The following is a 16,067-nucleotide window of genomic DNA, read 5'->3' as shown; positions in this document are numbered from 1 at the left end:
AAGGCCAAGGCTTATTTTAGTTTTGCAGCGCATGCTGGATATGAGCCAGGTGATGATTCCCGTGCCAGGCGTAGATCCCGATGTTTTCGGCAAGGGCAACGCTCCCAGAGTCAGGGTGGACGAAGGTCCGCGCGAGCAGTTCTTCCGTCAAGCTTTCTAAAAGAATGACCCATCGTTCGTGCAGGGAGGAGATGATCGTCAAGGATGATGCGATGGGAGAGCGGGAATCCGATAGCTCGGCCCATTTATCCTCTGCATAGGGACGGATGGTCGGTTTTTCTTCAGTCAGGGCGAGTTTGAAGCGTATGTAGGCGTTCATATGACTGTCGGCAACATGGTGGACGACCTGTCGGATGGTCCAGCCGCCTTCGCGGTAAGCCTTATCCAGGTCATGCTCGCTTAAAGATTTCACGGTTTCCAGGAGTCTTGCAGGAAACGTGCGGATCTCTTCGATCCATTGGTGAATCTGATCGGCTGATAGAGGGTCGGGTGTTTCAAACTCCCCGATGGGATAACGCTCATTCATTCTTCATTCCTCCTATGATAAGAAAAAGATTTTTGCCTGTTTGATGACGACATCTTGTAAGACGAGAAACAGCGCCCACCCTGCGAGTCCAAGTCCGATGGCCGCGTAGAGATGGAGGGAGTGCTGCAACGACAGATACACGATGACGAGCAGGAAGGCTGTCGCGGGGAATCCCCACAGGACCCCGAGGGAGAATGTGCTGATGCGCTCCGATGCCTCGCCCTGTACATGGAGCCAGATGATGCTGAGGAGGCTGACCAGGGGAAGGGCCGCGATGATGCCCCCATAGGTAGGGAAGCGCCTTGCAATCTGGGTCACGGCACCGATGACGAGGGCGGATACGAGGATCTTCAGGAAGACGTACATGATTTTGCCTTCTCGCTCAGCAGCCGGAATGCTTCCGATACGGTTGCTCTTTCCTCAGGAGTCATGAGATCCAGGGCAGCCTGCAGTTTGTCCTCATCAAGACTGGTATTTCGGAACAGCACAGCCCGACCGCTATCGGTCAGTTCCAAGATCACCTTGCGCTCATCATCGGGATGCCTTTTTTTAAGGAGGTATCCCTTCTCGATGATCCGCTTCACATGCTCGGATGCTGTGTGTTGGGTAACGGAGAGGAGATCGGCGACATCCTTCACACTGACTTCGTCCCGTTTATCCACAAGCTGCATGATGCGGATGACTTGGTGGGAGATTTTTTCTTGATGCTGGATATGAAGGTGGAAATAAAGGTCGGTCCAGTGTTGGTTGAGTTGTTTCACGGTTGTCATGGGTTCTCTCCTTTGGTTCGGTTATTTAAATTATATCGTATTATACGATATAAATAAAGAAAAAAACTGATCAGGAAAATCCTGATCAGCATCCGTTATGATGATTTCAACGTTCCATCGGATTGAATCGGGGCCAAGCGCCTTCGTCGATAGATGCTTAAGACAAGGCCGGCTGCCATCATGTCGATCAATACATGCGTACCTCCGAAGCTCATGAAGGGCATCGTGATACCAGACGGTGGAAGGAGCCCTATATTTGTCACGATCGCTGTGACAAACTGGGTACCAAACGCTGCCGCGAATCCGATCGTCAACACCTTCCCGAATGAGTGGGCGGTGGTCTTCGCCGTTTGGATCAATCGAATCGTGAAAACAATCGTGAACATCAAGGTCACGATAGCCGACACCCATCCAAAGGAATGGACCATATACGCAAGGATGTAGTCGGTATGCATCTCGTTTGAAAGGTTCACGGCTGAGTCAGTGCCGAACCATCCTGCTCTTTGGAATAAAGCCCTGATTCCTGCCCCGTCTCCGGCACTGACTGGTGAGAAGAAGTCAGGTTTGAATAGGGCGGGTAATGCGATGGCACTGATCCCGAACAGGAGGATCTGATGAAGCTTTGCCCTGGTTGCCATCATCAGGGTGAGCGCCACTGCAAGTCCGAGAGCATAAACAGCGAAGCCATCGGATGCAAGGAGCAGGATGGGGAACGCGAGGAGACTGATCCCGACCATGGCTCTTTTAGGTGCATGCCAGTTCCATTCATAAAACATCCCTGCAAATGCCACGACCAAGAGGAAGGGGGCAATGCCGGAAATATGCAGGGTGGCGAATCCGATATCAAGATAGGAAATGCCGTCTACCCGGACCCCGACCCACTGGGTCAGGAGAAGGAGGGCGACCGTACCACCATAGATGATCCCGGAATAACGCGATAGTTTCCGATAGTCATAGAAAAAGCATGCAATCATCAAGATCAAGCCGGCCAGGTAAAAAATCAGGCTGCTTTGAAAAATGTCGCCGATCCCCGTGATGTTGGATTGAAACTGGATGAAATACATGGAAATGAGACCAAAAACGGAAATCACGGCAACGGGGATGAGGATCGCCACGTCAAATGTCGGCCGATGGGTTTGATGAAGCTGTTTCCCAACGGTGGTTGGGTCTCCCATCTGACTGATGGCATAATCCACGGCGTCCTTTTCTGAACGTCCTTCCTTCATGGCGTGTTCCTTCAGTGTATGGAGGTGATCCTCTAGCTCAAGGGCCACTTCCTCATGAACATCTTTGTTGCGGATACGGCTGCACACGGCACTGATATAGTCTTTGAATGGTTCGTTCATTCCCATGAAACCCTCTCCCATCCCAGGATGTCATCCACCGCACCTTTAAAGGTGGACCACTCTTCTTTTTTCTCGACCATGAAGGCCTGGCCGCTTTTGGTGATGCGGTAGTACTTACGCTTCCTTCCTGTATCTCCCTGTCCCCAATAGGCTTCGATCACCCCTTGCTCCTCCAACGAATGAAGGAGGGGATAGAGGGTTCCTTCCTTCAGGCTGAATATCCCGTTCGAGCGCTCCTCCATGACCTTGATCAATTCATATCCGTACATGGGACGGTCATTCAGCAGGCTGAGAATGAGCGTGGAGGTACTTCCTTTCACCAATTCTTTGTTCACTTTCATCTTAGTCATCCTTTCATACATAGATTATCTATGCATAGTTCATCTAGGTATAATTGTATGGCGCCGATTTCTATTCGTCAACTGTTTTCTAGTCAACTATCATTCTCTGCATAAGGGGGATGTGATAAGATGGAGAAAAATGGGTTGAGGTGTTAGGTTTGGCTTGGCTTTATACATTTCTGGCTATCTGGTTTTTTGCTTTTGTCATTGCGCGTCTTCTCAGTCGATTCGGCAAGACGCACTGGAAGGATGAACTCATGATCACGTGTGCGCAGGCAATCATCATCACGGCCATGCTTGATTTTTTTCTGCCTTAGGGATCATTGAATATAGGAGGGGATCGTCGTATGACACTGCCAACATTTACGTATAATCCGGATCCGATCAAGCTGGAGGTCATCAAGAAGGAAAAGACCGATTGCCCGGTCTGCAACAAGGAGCGGGACTATGTGTATAAGGGACCATTCTATTCCGTCGAGGATGTAGAGGGGATCTGCCCGTGGTGTATCGCGGACGGGTCGGCCGCCGATAAGTATGAAGGCTCTTTTCAGGACGATGCGAGCTGTGAGGAAGTGGAGAAAGAAACGTACATAGACGAACTTGTTTACCGGACGCCGGGGTACTTCGGGTGGCAGCAGGAGCACTGGCTCAGTCACTGCGGGGACTTCTGTGCGATTGTGGAGTATGTCGGGTGGAAGGAAATCGAGCACCTGGAGGAAGAACTTGCCGGCGACTTGAACGAGATCATGACCACCTATAACTTGCCCAAGGAGAAGCTGAAGGAATGGCTGACCAATGACGGAGCGTTACAAGGGTATCTGTTCAAATGCGTGCATTGCAACCAGCACCGGCTGACGGTGGATTCGAACTGAACGTGAAAAAACGCACAATCCAGGGCGTTTTTCTATTGGATCTCAATTTTCTTGTCACGATGGATCTCTTCCGTCCCCGCAGCCAGCGCTTCCTTATAGTAGCTGCATTTGTGGTCGATCACTTCCATCGTCTTCATGAGATCAGCCATCTGCTTTTCCACGGTGGCCTTTCGTTCCATGAAGAGGTCGTGACGTTCCTAGAGGGTGGAGTCGCCTTCTGTGCACCAGTCGATGAAGGTTTTGATATCCTTGATGGGCATGCCGGTGGATTTCAGGCATTCGATGATGCGGAGCGTGCTGATGTCGGAGTCCTTGAAGAGGCGGACGCCGCTCGGACTGCGTTCCACGAAGGGCATGAGTCCTTCTTTGTCATAATAGCGGAGCGTGTAGATGGTGAGATTCAGTTCCTTGGCTACCTCGCTGATGGAGTAGGTTTTCATGAGGGTTCCCCTTTTCGTCTTTATCTGATTGGAAAGATACCACGGTGGTCACTGGTTGTCAAAAGAGAGCATCGTGCTTGACCTAGAGTGAACTAGAGGGGGTACGATGGTTTCGCCTAAGAGGAAAATGGGGATAGCAGTAGGAGCAAGACACCCTGACTTGGGACAATCAGAATTCGAGGAGGAACTACTATGGTTATGGCAAAAGCACGCGCAGTGGACGGGCCGGATAAGGCTTTCCGCTCAGCAGAAATCAAACGACGTGAACTGGATGAAAAGGATGTACTGATCGAAATCAAATTCGCAGGGATCTGTCACTCTGATATCCATACAGCCCACGGTGAGTGGGGAGAAGTGAGTTATCCACTCGTTCCGGGGCATGAGATTGCCGGGATCATCACGGAAGTCGGCTCTGGTGTGTCGAAGTTCAAGGTGGGCGACCGCGCAGGTGTCGGCTGCATGGTCGACTCTTGCGGTGAATGCGTCAACTGTAAGGCTGGTGAGGAGCAGTACTGCCTGAAAGGCAATGTGCCGACCTATGCGGGCGTCGATAAATACGGAGAGCCTACACAAGGCGGCTATTCTACACATATCGTCGTGACGGAAGATTTCGCCTTGCACATCCCGGATGGTATCGAGCTTGATGCGGCGGCACCGCTTCTATGCGCAGGGATCACCACGTATTCACCGCTCCACCACTGGAATGCCGGCCCCGGCAAGAAAGTCGCCATCGTCGGGATGGGTGGACTCGGTCATATGGCCGTCAAGATCGCCAACGCCATGGGAGCAGAGGTGACGGTCCTTTCCCAAACACTGAACAAAGAGGAAGACGGACTCGCCTTTGGTGCCAAGGAGTACTATGCGACGAAGGATCCGGAAACATTCGAGAAGCTGAAAGGCCGCTTCGACCTGATCATCAACACGGTCAGCGCCAACATCGACATCGATGCATACTTCTCCCTCCTGACGCTTGACGGGACGCTCGTCAATGTGGGCGCACCGGGAGAACCGATGTCACTGAACGTCATGTCCCTCATCGGCCACCGTCGTTCTTTCGCCGGATCCATGATCGGCGGCATTCAAGAAACACAAGAGATGCTCAATTTCTGTGCAGAACACAACATTGCACCGAAGATCGAGCTCATCTCGGCGGATCAGATCGATGAAGCGTACAAGCGCGTATTGGCTTCTGATGTGAAATACCGATTCGTTATTGATACGAGCACGATTTAATTGTGATAGACCCCGGAGGTTCAGCCTTCGGGGTCTTCTTTTTTTGCGTGGATCGTCCTGCGGGTGTGATCGAGGAAGGTGTTCGCCGCGGCAGAATGCATCCCGTGCTTCTTCCAGATGAGATTCAAGCCGGCATGGAGTCCGGGGTTAAGGGGCCTGAACACAAGCTCCCCATCCTCCGGCGTCGGGATGATCTTCTCCAGACAGACGGCGTAGCCGATTCCTTCTTTCACCATGAGGGACGCGTTGTAGAGGAGATTATAGGTACCGACGATTGTCAGGTCCCCGATGTCACGACCGAACCACCCGGTGAGCTCATTGTCAACGGTCGTCTGCCGTGAAAGGATGAGGGGGTGATTGGCAAGGTCCTCCGGTGTGATGGTATCGAGGGCGGCAAGGGGGCTATCCCTTCGCATGAGCACACCCCACGTATCGACGGCGGGAAGGTGGAGATACTCATATTTCTCCTTGTTGGTCGGCTCGATGACCAAGCCGAAGTCCAGGACGCCAGAGTCGAGTTTTTCCATGAGATCATCGGCATTCCCGCTGTAAAGGTGGAACCGGATGCCGGGATGTTCGGTCAAGAGGGAATGAAGGGACCGCCCGATGAGTCCCATGGCCTCGGTTTCCCCTGCGCCGATGGTGATCTCGCCTGTGACGGATCCGATCGGCTGCTTGAAGTTCGCCTCGGTCTTGTCGACGAGGGCGACGATTTCTTTCGCCTTTTTCACTAAAAAATGACCCTCTTCCGTTAGGGAGATCCGCCGGTTGCCCCTGATGACCAGCGTGGTCCCGAGCTCGGTTTCCAAGTCGGCCAGCTGGCGGGAAAGGGTCGGCTGCGATACATGCAGGGCCTTCGCGGCATGGGATATGCTTTCCTCCCGGGCAACAGCGAGGAAGTAGCGGAGTATTCGGATATCCATATACGTTTCCTCCTATACGTTTTAGCTATATGAGTGTATTTGCTATAGGTATTTGTTATTTTAACCATACCATCTTACCATAAAGGAAGAATAGGTTTGAAAGGTGGTCATCATGTGAATATGGACGAATTCATTGAATACTGCAGGGCGGGACACCCGATTGCGGGCGAGGATAAGGCACTTCACGGCATGCTGACGGACTGCAGTTTTGAAGCTCAGCGGATAACGATGAAGCTGAATACGAGCTATCATCCCAAAGAAGAAATCGTCGAGATCTTCCGTGAACTTACCGGTCGTGAAGTAGACGATTCGTTTATGTGCTTCCCGCCGTTCTATACAGACTTTGGCAAGAACATCTCAATCGGGAAGGACGTGTTCTTCAACACAGGCTGTTCGTTCCAGGACCGCGGCGGCATCCACATCGGCGACGGCAGCCTGATCGGTATGAATGTCAACATCGCCACGTTGAATCACGGTCTCGACATGAAAACGAGGAATACCACGTATGCATCCCCCGTCACCATTGGAAAAAGTGTGTGGATCGGTTCGGGTGCGACGATCCTGCCGGGCGTGACCATCGGTGACCGCGCCGTCGTCGCAGCAGGAGCCGTTGTCACGAAGGATGTCCCGGAAGGAACCGTTGTGGCAGGCGTGCCGGCAAAAGTGGTGAAGACGATCGAGGAAGAGAGCGAATGAAAGGGAAGTTATTCGGAATCGGTGTGACCGTTGCGGTACTGATCGCATCTGCCTGCGGATCGGATGCGCCCGAACCTCGTGAAGGAACCAATACCGTGACTGAAAAGGAGGAGAACGTTGTGAAACCGACTGAAGAGATGATCATTATGGCAGAAATCGGGGGAGAGGAAGTCGAGATCACTATGTACGACAATCCCACCAGCAGTGACTTTATAGACCAGCTTCCACTGGAGCTCACTTTCAAGGATTTCGGCGGATTCGAGAAGCTCAGCTATCCGCCGAAAAAGTTGACGACCGAAGGAGCCCCTGAAGGAGACACTCCTTCAGCCGGTGACTTTGCCTACTACGCTCCGTGGGGAGACGTCACGCTGTATTACAAGGACGAATCGTATGCAAAAGGTGTGGTGCTCATGGGCAGGATGGAAGACGGCGGGATCGAGAAGGTGGCTGGAATGGGAGAAGATGAGGTGGTGAGGTTGAGAAATTTAGAGGAACCCCTATGAAGAAAGAATGGATTGGTTGTGATTGTTAGTAGAAATATGGATTGATGGATGGGATGAAAAAATATGTAGGAGCTTTTTTACAATAGATCTAATCATCACAAGTTTTCTCTCTCGCTCAGAACTGCCTCCTCATGGAAAATGGAAGTTTGCTATAATGGAATAAACATACATTTGTGGGGGTGTAATGGTATTCGTCTTTTATGAATTTTTGAAAACTCCTTTTCTATTAGGATTACAGCCGATCAAGAAGGTTTACACAACATAGAGAGAAGGGTAAAAATCCATATATTTACTTGTATTTGTCATGAGTAACATGACGGAAGAAGAGAGAAAGTAGTGATGATATATCAAAAAAATAATGTATTATACATTAGGTCAGATTGGTGTACTTGGACTTGTGTATGTAATATTTCATAGTGATATGGGGATCGGGTATGTAGCTGATAGTGAATGGTCGTTGTCTGCGAAATTCCTAGGCTATCCGCTTTTGCTATTCCTAATGTCACACGCGGTGACCTACTTCCAATATAAAAAGCATCCTGGATTGTTTAAGCGGGAAGGGTGGATTGCTGTTCCATTCATTATAATCGCTGTATTTTCCATTGTTTTCACTATGGGGTTCCTCGTCGTGTTTTTTGGAATCCTGACGCAATACTGGTCAATCTTTGCTCCTGCAATGAATCTCAGCACCCTCATTTTTTTCTGGTTGTATTATATGATGGTTCTCTCGATTGTGGTATTGTGTGTTAAACATAAGGCGAGAATCTGGATCTATACGATATGTTTTGCAATGATCCTTCCCTTCATGGTCTACTTGTTTATGAAGTTTATCGATTTCCTTTTTGGGATTTAAAAGAGTTTGTTTGGGGTGCTGGTCATTTTCATTAAAAAGGGGTTTTAGGATGAGCCAACAAGAAGAAAAGCTGTCCGGGGGCAATGTCTCGCAGGTGTATCGAGTGGAGGATACGGTCCGCCGTGAAATCAAGCCTGAGAGCGAAAGGATACATAAGCTGTTGAAGCACCTGGAAGAGAAAGGATTTCTCCATGCTCCAAGGTTCATGGGGATTGATGAAAAGGGGAGAGAGGTGCTTTCTTATCTGAATGGGGAAGCCGGGAATTATCCCCTCAAATCGTATATGTGGTCGGATGAAGTGTTGATCGACATTGCGAAAATGCTTCGTGGCTACCACGACGCGGTAAGTGATTTCCCGTTCGAGGAAGAATGGGAGCCCCTCGATGATACGCCGGGTCCATACGAGTTCATTTGTCATAATGACTTCGCAATATACAATATTATTTTTCATAACAAGCAGGTTGCGGGGATCATCGATTTTGATGTGGCGGCGCCAGGTCCGAGGGTATGGGATGTGGCATATGCCCTCTATACGTGCGTGCCTCTTGGGGTGGGGCATCTTGATGAGAACGGGGAAGCGGTCTACTACGAAGCCGGCAGGGATGCTCACTTAAGAAAGGAACGGATCGATCTCTTTTTCAAAGCCTATGGGATGGAGCACCTGAAGGAAGGGATTGTTGATGTGGTCAAGCGCCGCGTCCAGGCTCTTCAATCAACGATGAAGCGGAAGGCAGCAGAAGGGGATGAGGCGTTCCAGCGGATGATCGATGAAGGTCATTATGATCACTACGAACGGGAGCTTGCGTTTATCAAAAGGGAAGGGCACAGATGGGTGGAAGAGTGAGATTCTTTTATTCTCTTGTTTATCTTGCTGCTGCCAGCGCCCTCTATTACTACATCAGAATGGCCCGAGATCAACTGGAGTCGGGAACTTTTCTATCCATCGTGTTGAGAGTTTGTTCCATTGCACTGTTGATGCTAAGCGGATATGTCCTCTCGACACTCTGGTTCAAAAAGAAAAAAAGAAGAAGAGACCGCCCGTACAAAGGAGTATAATAGTGGAAAAAGGTAATGGGAAGTGACGTTCATGATTAGGAATCTATCATCGGACTGCGCGAGCTGCTTCGGTCTCTGCTGTGTGGCGTTGCCGTATGGGAAGTCGGCGGATTTTCCGCTGGATAAGGACGGTGGTGTGCCATGCAGGAATCTGTGTTCCAATCATCTGTGCTCGATCCATGATCGCCTCTTGGATGAAGGGTTCAAGGGATGCGTGACATATGAGTGCTTTGGCGCGGGACAGCATGTGTCGCAGGGGATTTATGGGGGACGGGGATGGCAGGAGGATCCGAAGCGTGCAGAGGAGATGTTCGCCGTGTTTCCCATTGTCCAGCAACTTCATGAAATGCTCTCGTATCTAGATCAGGCGCTTTGTTTAAAAGAGACCGAGCCTTTTCGGGATAAGCTTCAGACACTCTTGAGACCGTGGAATTGACGGAACAGACACCGGAGGCGATCCTTGGAATCGATGTCGTTTCGCACCGATTCAAGGTCAACGAGTACCTGAAGGAAACAAGTCGGGTGTATCGAGAAGGGACTCCCGTCAGGAAACGAAAGCCAGACTATATCGGGGTGAACCTGAAAGGGCAGAATCTCCGTGGCCAGGATTTCAGGGGGACGCTTATGATTGCGGCCAACTTGAAGGGGGCAGACGCAAGGAAAGCCGATTTCATCGGAGCCGACCTGCGCGACGCCGATTTGAGCGGTACGGACTTATCCGGTGCGCTTTTCTTGACTCAGTCCCAGGTGAATTCGGCAAAAGGCGATAAGGATACCAAGCTCCCCGAACGACTGAGGCGTCCCGGACATTGGGAACGTCAGTAAAAGCATAGCTCCTTTAGCAAAACACCTTCATCGCTAAGGTGTTTTTTACGTCTGCTAGTATGTCGGTGTAGGAATTACTGGCAGTCTTCGAGAATGATATAGGGATGATTTGATTTCAGACATAGACATTTAGGAGGAAGGATCATGACGTTTGAAGCAGTGGAAAAGTCGTTCAGGATGGTGGGAATGGAGGCAAGAGGAGAATTCAGTGAGTTGGGTGAATCGGTTCCTGCCTTGGCTAAGACCATGATGGAAAGGGCGGCGGAGGTCAAGCATTCAACGGGAATCGAAATCGCCCTATTTGAAGCAAAGCGGGGTGAGGGGCACCGCACCGGACGGTATGTGGTAGGGCTGATGGTGGAGGAAAGACAGGATGCTCCCTCGGGGATGGTCTATGTGGAAGCGGGAGGGAAGTACGTAAGCGGCAGGGCCCCAATTGAAAAAGTGGCCGATCTTCATGAAAAGGCTGTGGCCTGGGGAGGGGAACATGGATTTGAACGGAATCTTTCCGCTGATATCATCGAAGTGTACCATGCCCTCGAGGATGGAGAAGACGTGGAGATCTTTCTTCCCGTCAAAGGGTGAATGGCGTTTGCGCGTTCTTTCTTTAGGCTTGGAATTGATGTAAGATTGATAGGATATTTATTTACTCGTTCAAAAGGGGTTTTTCATCATGATCTATCTATGGGTCGGTGCGGCAGGTGCCGTCGGGGCGGTTCTTCGGTATCTCGTGGGCATGTATGTTTATAGCGGCAGCGTATTCCCGGTTGCCACGTTGGTCACCAATCTGATCGGGAGTTTTCTGCTGGCGATCTTCACGACGGTGCTCGTGGAGAGATGGCCCTTGTCACCTATGGTGAAGACGGCCATCGGGACGGGGATGATCGGATCCTTCACTACGTTCTCGACGTTGAGTGTGGAAACCGTCGCCCTTTTTGAAGGCGGACGGACGGGACTGGCCTTCCTCTATATTGCCCTCAGTATCTTCGGCGGACTGTTCATGAGCAGGATCGGCTTCCGTTTGACGGAGAAAGAAGGTGCGCAATGAGCCTCTTATCCCTTCTGCTCGTCGGTGCAGGCGGCTTTATCGGAGCCATTGCCCGGTTTGCGACTACGCAGGCCATCAATAAAAAAAGCTCATCCACCGTGCCCGTTTCCACCCTGACGGTCAATATCCTTGGCTCGTTCATCCTCGGATTCCTCACAGGAAGCACGGCGGGGCACACCCTGATGCTGTTCTTCGGGACAGGGATGATGGGGGCGTTCACGACCTTTTCTACGTTCAAACTTGAAGGGGTTCAGCTTCATCTCAAGAAGGAGAAGCGGGCATTTATCTACTATAATAGCTGCTGCTATGTCGGGGGGATCCTGAGTGCCTACATCGGGTTGATGCTGGGTCGCCTTTTATGACAGCACCATTACGAAACAGCACCTTGAGGAACGAAACTCGGGGTGCTGTTTTTATGTTGAGATTTGCGCAAGGGAATAACAGTTTATGGTAAAATAAGGTCACTGGAAAAGGGGGGGGCAACCATGATCGGTATAAGTATCGCGACGAAGTGGGAGTTCGACGCGACGCTGAGTTACTTTAGCGTCAAAGATGGCGAACGTTTTGCCTATCCCTACGGGGAGTATTTCATGAGGACAATCAATGGGCGAGAGCTTGTTTTCTACAGTACCGGCGTCAGGAAGGTAAACGGGGTCGGAGCGAATCAGTATATGATGTCTGCTTTTGGGTTGACGAAAGTGATCGTCGCCGGGACATGTGCAGGGATAGATGAACGGTTCCATCCTTTAGATATTTTTGTGCCGGATCAAGCCGTTCAATATGACTGCACCGTTAAAGAGATAGAGCCTTTTATCAAGCAATCTTTCATCGTCCATATCGATCTATCATCTTACGGAAATGATTTTAATAGGGGAACGATCGGCACGGCAGATAAGGCCGTGGTGATGTGGAAGGATTATGTTGAGCTTATGGAACATAACATCACGATCGCTGATACAGAAGCAGGGGCGATTGCGTACATCTGTAAGAAGAATCAAGTGGAGTGCATCATCATAAAAGGTATATCTGATTTTGCGATGAAGGAGAGCAACGAGGATACATTCGAATCCAACAGTGAGCAGATGACGACTTATATCGAGAACACCCCCAAGGTAATGGAGAAGATATTCAAAGAGTATCTGATGAGATTTATTTGAAATAGACCCCAAACCGGATCGATATGGGCACGGCCGTTCACCCATATCTAAATCGAAGAAGGAGAAACGCTTGAATGTGAAGAAATGAATAGTAGCTTGATAGGGTTGAGGTGGGAGACGAATGATACATTATCTCGGTACGCCGGTACTGGAAACGGAACGGATAATTTTAAGGAAGCTCGAGCTCTCGGACGCTCAGTGTGTATTCGATCATTGGCTTAGCGATGATCGGGTAATGGACAATCTCATAAAAGGTGCCCATAAGTCTGTATCGGAGACCATTGAGAGGGTAAAAGAAATCGTGAAGAACTATGAGTCACAGGAGTTCTGTTATTGGGGGATGGAACTGAAAACGAGCGGTGAATTGATAGGAGCGATCGATCTTTTTCATTTTGATGGTCTGACGGATAATTGTGAGGTCGGCTATTCTATCGGTTATAAATGGTGGAACAAGGGGTACGGGACTGAAGCACTTAAAGCGGTCATTGATTTTGGTTTTAGAAGGATGAACGTTCATAAGATCTCAGCTGCACATAATGTGGATAACCCTGCTTCAGGGAAGATTATGTTCAAGAATGGAATGGAGCTTGAAGGCACGATTAAACATATGATCCGGAATGCTAAACATCAGTATAAAGATTGCGCTCTCTATGGGCTTCTGCAGGAAGAATATAGGAAGAAGGGAAAGTGATCTTAATAAAACGGGACAGTGGTTTGGATGCCACTGTCCCGTTTTGTTATCGACGGTTCGGATATTCAGCTCATGAATGACCTCCCCGTATGTCCTTGATGCTCTTGCCGGAAAGAAAGGCATGCCCGCTCCGCATCCGTTCGACGGTGGTGAAGCCGTAGCGTGCGTACACCTTCTCCACGGCTTCATTGATCGGCAGAACCCATAGGTTGGCCGTGCCCCTGCGCCTTGTTTCTTCCTGGATGAAGCGGATGAGGTGACCGATTAATCCCTTTCCCCGGTGAGATTCAAGGGTCGCGACGCTTTCAAGGCGCGCATCCAGACCGTCTTGGAACAGACAGGCCGTGGAACACGCCTCCCCATTGAGTCTGAGGAGATAGTAGCTGAACGAAGGGTGGGCAAATTGCTCTTCGAAGACCTTTGTGATGGTGTCCTTGCTACCGAATTCTTTGATGGTGCTTTCAACATCGATGGCTTCTTGGACATTTTCCCCGGTGACTTCTTCAATGGTCACGCCAGGATTGTCGGCCACCCTCGCCACCTGGTTGTTCCATAGCTGGACGGGGCTGACGAATTCTTCGTACTGGAACTGATTCTTTTCTAGTTCAGACAGCACTGTTGTTGAAGGTGGAGCTCATGGATGTAGAGTCGCGGGACGAGGTTCTTTTTCTGATAAAAAGACACCACTTCCGCAACCATTGTTTGCGGATCATGGCACTCCCGGATGACGTGGGCATGATTGGCATCGTAGTAGCGGGACTGATTTTCGTTATAAAAGAGAGCTCCCCATGGTGTGTCGAGGCGGGTCGAGAAGGCCCCGAGGTAGGAGAGGTCCAGTTTGTATAGATCATCGGTTGGGTTCATGGTTGTTCCTTCCTTCTATTACATCATCCACGTCAGCATGACATTGATAACAAGAACCGTCATGCCGAGTCCGATGGCGGTTTTTTTCGTGGTCAGGGTAATCCGGCCTTTCTTTTGTTTGGATATCACGATCATCAAGGTGACGAGATTGATGAGTAGTATGATCAGTGTTGTTTGCATGGGTCGCTCCTTTAAGATGTAGTGTTTCCTATTTTACCATGAATTGGCTGATGAAGTGGGGAGAAATGAAGGTGAATCCACGTTTGGAGTAGAAGTAGGTTAGATAGAACGAATTTCTTGCGTGGGAGGAGACCATCATGACAACAGTCGGACTCATCAGACATGGCATCACAGAGTGGAATCTATTGGGGAAGGCTCAGGGAATCAGCGACATCCCGCTGAATGAAACTGGCAGGGTACAGGCGGATAAATTGGGTGAGAGGTTAGCCGGCGAGGAGCCGTGGGATCTCATCATCGCGAGTGATCTATGCCGGGCAACTGAAACAGCCGAAATCATAGGGAGTAAAATCGGGCTGTCCCTGCATCATACGGATGAAACGATCAGGGAAGTGAACTGCGGGGAAGCGGAAGGCATGACGGAAGAAGAGCGCCTCGAAAAGTGGGGAAAGGAATGGCGCACCAGGGCTCTTGGGATGGAGAAGCATGAAGACGTAGCGGGCAGGGGCGTAAGGTTTTTGGAAGACGTGGTGCAGAAACATGAAGGCAAGAGGGTGTTGGTGGTGAGCCACGGGGCGTTGATCGGTTTGACGCTCAAGCGATTGATGCCCGATACCTTCCAACAGACGAATATGGAGAATACATCCATCACGGTGTTGCATCATCACGAGGATCGGTGGGACTGTTCCCTATACAATTGTGCTAGGCACTTGATTTAACAAAAAGACCAAAAGGCATCGGGGTGTCTTTTGGTCTTTTTCACGATTCATTCCAGGGTCAGTTCAATCGTCTCGGGCTCTTGTTCTTCACCGTACAAGGTGACAACAGCGGTATAATCATCCTTCCACTGGACAGAAGCGTTCGATCCATTCAGTTTTTTCCCATCATTGTAGATCGTCCGGTCTATATGCTGATGACCAAAGCGAATCCGGATAGAGGAAGGCCCGAAGAAAAAGGGCTCCCCTTTCTCGTTCACTTCTATTAGGTTCGTCCGACTGGGGGATTCGCTTACGAACAAAGGTCGTTCTTTTAGTTCGGTAGTGTACAACAAATACCCTCCAATGGAGAGGAGTGGACCCAGCACCAACAAGATAGCCCACAGAAAACAGCCCCATTTTGCCCACGTTTTTGAGCGTTCAATGTCCTCTTGGTCAAGGTCCATGGGTGAGGTCACCCTTTATTGTTGACCCACTTGATGACCTTGGCAGGATTCCCACCGACTACGACGTTATCAGGGATATCCTTTGTGACCACGGCACCTGAGCCGATGACAACATTGTCGCCGATCGTGACGCCGGGGTTGATGACGGCACGTCCGCCGATCCAGACGTTGTGACCGATGGTGACGGGTTTGCCCGACTCGATGCCGCTGTTCCGCTCATGGGGGTCGATCGGGTGGGTGGCGGTGTAGATGTGTACGCCAGGGGCGATGAAGCAGTTGTCCCCGATGCGGATATCGCATACATCAAGGAGGACGCAGTCAAAGTTCGCGTAGAAGTTCTCCCCGACGTGAATATTGGAGCCATAGTCACAGCGGAAGCTCGGTTCGATGAAGAACTGGTCTCCGGTTTCACCGAATAGTTCGCGGATGATGGATGTGCGCTTGTCGAGATCTGCGACCGGTGAGTGATTGAAGTCATGGATCTTTTCACGGGCATGGGTTCTTCCTGCCACGAGTTCGGGATCGGCGGGATTGTAGTTCTCTCCTGCAAGCATCTTTTCTTTTTCGGTTTTCATGGGCAATGG

Annotated in this window: 26 protein-coding genes and 1 pseudogene; 15 read left to right on the top strand and 12 right to left on the bottom strand. The window is 50.3% G+C overall.

Annotation, left to right across the window (positions count from 1 at the left end):
- Positions 1-16: 16 nt before the first annotated feature.
- From AF331_RS13420 to AF331_RS13400, 5 genes are all read right to left on the bottom strand, one after another.
- Positions 17-526, bottom strand: a complete 510-nt coding sequence (locus AF331_RS13420; RefSeq protein WP_053428598.1) for a YfiT family bacillithiol transferase — start codon at positions 524-526, stop codon at positions 17-19.
- A gap of 12 nt (positions 527-538) precedes the next feature.
- Positions 539-892: a DUF3147 family protein gene (locus AF331_RS13415; protein ID WP_053428597.1), complete on the bottom strand. Its 354-nt coding sequence runs from the start codon at positions 890-892 to the stop codon at positions 539-541.
- Complete coding sequence (locus AF331_RS13410) at positions 877-1,296, bottom strand: MarR family winged helix-turn-helix transcriptional regulator (protein WP_053428596.1); 420 nt, start codon at positions 1,294-1,296, stop codon at positions 877-879. The genes AF331_RS13415 and AF331_RS13410 overlap by 16 nt, the downstream gene beginning before the upstream one ends.
- A gap of 95 nt (positions 1,297-1,391) precedes the next feature.
- Positions 1,392-2,648, bottom strand: coding sequence for an FtsW/RodA/SpoVE family cell cycle protein (locus AF331_RS13405; RefSeq protein ID WP_053428595.1), 1,257 nt, complete (start codon positions 2,646-2,648; stop codon positions 1,392-1,394).
- Positions 2,639-2,983, bottom strand: coding sequence for a PadR family transcriptional regulator (locus AF331_RS13400; protein ID WP_048005562.1), 345 nt, complete (start codon positions 2,981-2,983; stop codon positions 2,639-2,641). The genes AF331_RS13405 and AF331_RS13400 overlap by 10 nt, the downstream gene beginning before the upstream one ends.
- A gap of 158 nt (positions 2,984-3,141) precedes the next feature.
- On the opposite strand from AF331_RS13400, the gene AF331_RS22450 reads away from it, so the two are divergent.
- Positions 3,142-3,300, top strand: a complete 159-nt coding sequence (locus tag AF331_RS22450) for a hypothetical protein (RefSeq protein WP_160316546.1) — start codon at positions 3,142-3,144, stop codon at positions 3,298-3,300.
- 30 nt (positions 3,301-3,330) lie between these two features.
- On the top strand, positions 3,331-3,855 hold the full coding sequence (locus tag AF331_RS13395; RefSeq protein ID WP_053428594.1) for a CbrC family protein: 525 nt from the start codon (positions 3,331-3,333) through the stop codon (positions 3,853-3,855).
- A 32-nt stretch (positions 3,856-3,887) separates the two neighbouring features.
- Here the strand turns inward: AF331_RS13395 and AF331_RS13390 are convergent.
- Positions 3,888-4,295, bottom strand: a pseudogene (locus AF331_RS13390) (MerR family transcriptional regulator).
- Positions 4,296-4,487: 192 nt separating this feature from the next.
- Between AF331_RS13390 and AF331_RS13385 the strand changes: the two are divergent.
- Positions 4,488-5,528: an NAD(P)-dependent alcohol dehydrogenase gene (locus AF331_RS13385; RefSeq protein WP_053428593.1), complete on the top strand. Its 1,041-nt coding sequence runs from the start codon at positions 4,488-4,490 to the stop codon at positions 5,526-5,528.
- Positions 5,529-5,548: 20 nt separating this feature from the next.
- Here the strand turns inward: AF331_RS13385 and AF331_RS13380 are convergent, their stop codons facing one another.
- On the bottom strand, positions 5,549-6,451 hold the full coding sequence (locus AF331_RS13380; RefSeq protein WP_053428592.1) for a LysR family transcriptional regulator: 903 nt from the start codon (positions 6,449-6,451) through the stop codon (positions 5,549-5,551).
- Between the two features lie 120 nt (positions 6,452-6,571).
- Here AF331_RS13380 and AF331_RS13375 point away from each other — a divergent pair, with 120 nt between their 5' ends.
- From AF331_RS13375 to AF331_RS13330, 11 genes are all read left to right on the top strand, one after another.
- The gene (locus AF331_RS13375; protein WP_412177718.1) at positions 6,572-7,147 is read left to right on the top strand and encodes a DapH/DapD/GlmU-related protein; all 576 of its coding nucleotides are present in this window, start codon (positions 6,572-6,574) and stop codon (positions 7,145-7,147) included.
- Entirely contained in the window at positions 7,144-7,650 is a 507-nt protein-coding gene (locus AF331_RS13370; RefSeq protein ID WP_200908252.1) for a cyclophilin-like fold protein, read from the top strand. The genes AF331_RS13375 and AF331_RS13370 overlap by 4 nt, the downstream gene beginning before the upstream one ends.
- A 902-nt stretch (positions 7,651-8,552) precedes the next feature.
- Entirely contained in the window at positions 8,553-9,347 is a 795-nt protein-coding gene (locus AF331_RS13360) for an aminoglycoside phosphotransferase family protein (RefSeq protein ID WP_053428590.1), read from the top strand.
- Positions 9,332-9,559, top strand: coding sequence for a hypothetical protein (locus AF331_RS22195; RefSeq protein WP_148796909.1), 228 nt, complete (start codon positions 9,332-9,334; stop codon positions 9,557-9,559). Before AF331_RS13360 ends, AF331_RS22195 begins: the two co-directional genes overlap by 16 nt.
- Before the next feature lie 31 nt (positions 9,560-9,590).
- Positions 9,591-9,995, top strand: coding sequence for a hypothetical protein (locus AF331_RS23105; protein WP_327205414.1), 405 nt, complete (start codon positions 9,591-9,593; stop codon positions 9,993-9,995).
- A complete protein-coding gene (locus tag AF331_RS23100; protein ID WP_327205413.1) occupies positions 9,992-10,384 on the top strand; it encodes a pentapeptide repeat-containing protein in 393 nt (130 codons plus the stop codon). Before AF331_RS23105 ends, AF331_RS23100 begins: the two co-directional genes overlap by 4 nt.
- A gap of 144 nt (positions 10,385-10,528) precedes the next feature.
- Positions 10,529-10,969, top strand: coding sequence for a GyrI-like domain-containing protein (locus AF331_RS13350; RefSeq protein ID WP_053428589.1), 441 nt, complete (start codon positions 10,529-10,531; stop codon positions 10,967-10,969).
- An 88-nt stretch (positions 10,970-11,057) separates the two neighbouring features.
- A complete protein-coding gene (gene crcB / locus AF331_RS13345; RefSeq protein WP_053428588.1) occupies positions 11,058-11,432 on the top strand; it encodes a fluoride efflux transporter CrcB in 375 nt (124 codons plus the stop codon).
- Positions 11,429-11,794 carry a fluoride efflux transporter FluC gene (locus tag AF331_RS13340; RefSeq protein WP_053428587.1) on the top strand — a complete coding sequence of 122 codons (366 nt, stop codon included), beginning with the start codon at positions 11,429-11,431 and terminating at the stop codon, positions 11,792-11,794. The genes crcB and AF331_RS13340 overlap by 4 nt, the downstream gene beginning before the upstream one ends.
- Positions 11,795-11,917: 123 nt before the next feature.
- Positions 11,918-12,589, top strand: coding sequence for a 5'-methylthioadenosine/S-adenosylhomocysteine nucleosidase family protein (locus AF331_RS13335; protein WP_053428586.1), 672 nt, complete (start codon positions 11,918-11,920; stop codon positions 12,587-12,589).
- A 121-nt stretch (positions 12,590-12,710) separates the two neighbouring features.
- A complete protein-coding gene (locus tag AF331_RS13330) occupies positions 12,711-13,280 on the top strand; it encodes a GNAT family N-acetyltransferase (protein ID WP_053428585.1) in 570 nt (189 codons plus the stop codon).
- A 70-nt stretch (positions 13,281-13,350) separates the two neighbouring features.
- On the opposite strand, the gene AF331_RS13325 is transcribed toward AF331_RS13330, so the two are convergent.
- From AF331_RS13325 to AF331_RS22445, 3 genes are read right to left on the bottom strand one after another with little or no spacing between them, the layout of a single operon-like run.
- On the bottom strand, positions 13,351-13,896 hold the full coding sequence (locus AF331_RS13325) for a GNAT family N-acetyltransferase (RefSeq protein WP_235576386.1): 546 nt from the start codon (positions 13,894-13,896) through the stop codon (positions 13,351-13,353).
- The gene (locus tag AF331_RS22905) at positions 13,881-14,144 is read right to left on the bottom strand and encodes a hypothetical protein (RefSeq protein WP_235576385.1); all 264 of its coding nucleotides are present in this window, start codon (positions 14,142-14,144) and stop codon (positions 13,881-13,883) included. Before AF331_RS22905 ends, AF331_RS13325 begins: the two co-directional genes overlap by 16 nt.
- Before the next feature lie 18 nt (positions 14,145-14,162).
- Positions 14,163-14,324, bottom strand: a complete 162-nt coding sequence (locus AF331_RS22445) for a hypothetical protein (RefSeq protein WP_160316545.1) — start codon at positions 14,322-14,324, stop codon at positions 14,163-14,165.
- Between the two features lie 137 nt (positions 14,325-14,461).
- Between AF331_RS22445 and AF331_RS13320 the strand changes: the two genes are divergently transcribed.
- Positions 14,462-15,040 carry a histidine phosphatase family protein gene (locus tag AF331_RS13320; protein WP_053428584.1) on the top strand — a complete coding sequence of 193 codons (579 nt, stop codon included), beginning with the start codon at positions 14,462-14,464 and terminating at the stop codon, positions 15,038-15,040.
- 47 nt (positions 15,041-15,087) lie between these two features.
- Here the strand turns inward: AF331_RS13320 and AF331_RS13315 are convergent, their stop codons facing one another.
- Together AF331_RS13315 and AF331_RS13310 are read right to left on the bottom strand one after the other, a co-directional pair.
- Positions 15,088-15,369: a hypothetical protein gene (locus AF331_RS13315; RefSeq protein WP_152915644.1), complete on the bottom strand. Its 282-nt coding sequence runs from the start codon at positions 15,367-15,369 to the stop codon at positions 15,088-15,090.
- Positions 15,370-15,491: 122 nt separating this feature from the next.
- Complete coding sequence (locus AF331_RS13310) at positions 15,492-16,058, bottom strand: maltose acetyltransferase domain-containing protein (protein WP_053428582.1); 567 nt, start codon at positions 16,056-16,058, stop codon at positions 15,492-15,494.
- Positions 16,059-16,067 lie beyond the last annotated feature (9 nt).

The sequence above is a fragment of the Rossellomorea marisflavi genome (genome assembly GCF_001274775.1).
GTDB classification, from domain to species: Bacteria; Bacillota; Bacilli; order Bacillales; family Bacillaceae_B; genus Rossellomorea; species Rossellomorea marisflavi.
Note: the sequence above shows the minus strand (reverse complement) of the source record. Positions and strands in the feature narration are given on the sequence as shown.

Coding starts and splice junctions, on each gene's coding strand:
- AF331_RS13420 (WP_053428598.1), bottom strand. CDS start 526: ATGAATGAGCGTTATCCCATCGGGGAGTTTGAAACACCCGACCCTCTA.
- AF331_RS13415 (WP_053428597.1), bottom strand. CDS start 892: ATGTACGTCTTCCTGAAGATCCTCGTATCCGCCCTCGTCATCGGTGCC.
- AF331_RS13410 (WP_053428596.1), bottom strand. CDS start 1,296: ATGACAACCGTGAAACAACTCAACCAACACTGGACCGACCTTTATTTC.
- AF331_RS13405 (WP_053428595.1), bottom strand. CDS start 2,648: ATGGGAATGAACGAACCATTCAAAGACTATATCAGTGCCGTGTGCAGC.
- AF331_RS13400 (WP_048005562.1), bottom strand. CDS start 2,983: ATGAAAGTGAACAAAGAATTGGTGAAAGGAAGTACCTCCACGCTCATT.
- AF331_RS13395 (WP_053428594.1), top strand. CDS start 3,331: ATGACACTGCCAACATTTACGTATAATCCGGATCCGATCAAGCTGGAG.
- AF331_RS13385 (WP_053428593.1), top strand. CDS start 4,488: ATGGTTATGGCAAAAGCACGCGCAGTGGACGGGCCGGATAAGGCTTTC.
- AF331_RS13380 (WP_053428592.1), bottom strand. CDS start 6,451: ATGGATATCCGAATACTCCGCTACTTCCTCGCTGTTGCCCGGGAGGAA.
- AF331_RS13375 (WP_412177718.1), top strand. CDS start 6,572: ATGGACGAATTCATTGAATACTGCAGGGCGGGACACCCGATTGCGGGC.
- AF331_RS13370 (WP_200908252.1), top strand. CDS start 7,144: ATGAAAGGGAAGTTATTCGGAATCGGTGTGACCGTTGCGGTACTGATC.
- AF331_RS13360 (WP_053428590.1), top strand. CDS start 8,553: ATGAGCCAACAAGAAGAAAAGCTGTCCGGGGGCAATGTCTCGCAGGTG.
- AF331_RS22195 (WP_148796909.1), top strand. CDS start 9,332: ATGGGTGGAAGAGTGAGATTCTTTTATTCTCTTGTTTATCTTGCTGCT.
- AF331_RS23105 (WP_327205414.1), top strand. CDS start 9,591: ATGATTAGGAATCTATCATCGGACTGCGCGAGCTGCTTCGGTCTCTGC.
- AF331_RS13350 (WP_053428589.1), top strand. CDS start 10,529: ATGACGTTTGAAGCAGTGGAAAAGTCGTTCAGGATGGTGGGAATGGAG.
- crcB (WP_053428588.1), top strand. CDS start 11,058: ATGATCTATCTATGGGTCGGTGCGGCAGGTGCCGTCGGGGCGGTTCTT.
- AF331_RS13340 (WP_053428587.1), top strand. CDS start 11,429: ATGAGCCTCTTATCCCTTCTGCTCGTCGGTGCAGGCGGCTTTATCGGA.
- AF331_RS13335 (WP_053428586.1), top strand. CDS start 11,918: ATGATCGGTATAAGTATCGCGACGAAGTGGGAGTTCGACGCGACGCTG.
- AF331_RS13330 (WP_053428585.1), top strand. CDS start 12,711: ATGATACATTATCTCGGTACGCCGGTACTGGAAACGGAACGGATAATT.
- AF331_RS22905 (WP_235576385.1), bottom strand. CDS start 14,144: ATGAACCCAACCGATGATCTATACAAACTGGACCTCTCCTACCTCGGG.
- AF331_RS22445 (WP_160316545.1), bottom strand. CDS start 14,324: ATGCAAACAACACTGATCATACTACTCATCAATCTCGTCACCTTGATG.
- AF331_RS13320 (WP_053428584.1), top strand. CDS start 14,462: ATGACAACAGTCGGACTCATCAGACATGGCATCACAGAGTGGAATCTA.
- AF331_RS13310 (WP_053428582.1), bottom strand. CDS start 16,058: ATGAAAACCGAAAAAGAAAAGATGCTTGCAGGAGAGAACTACAATCCC.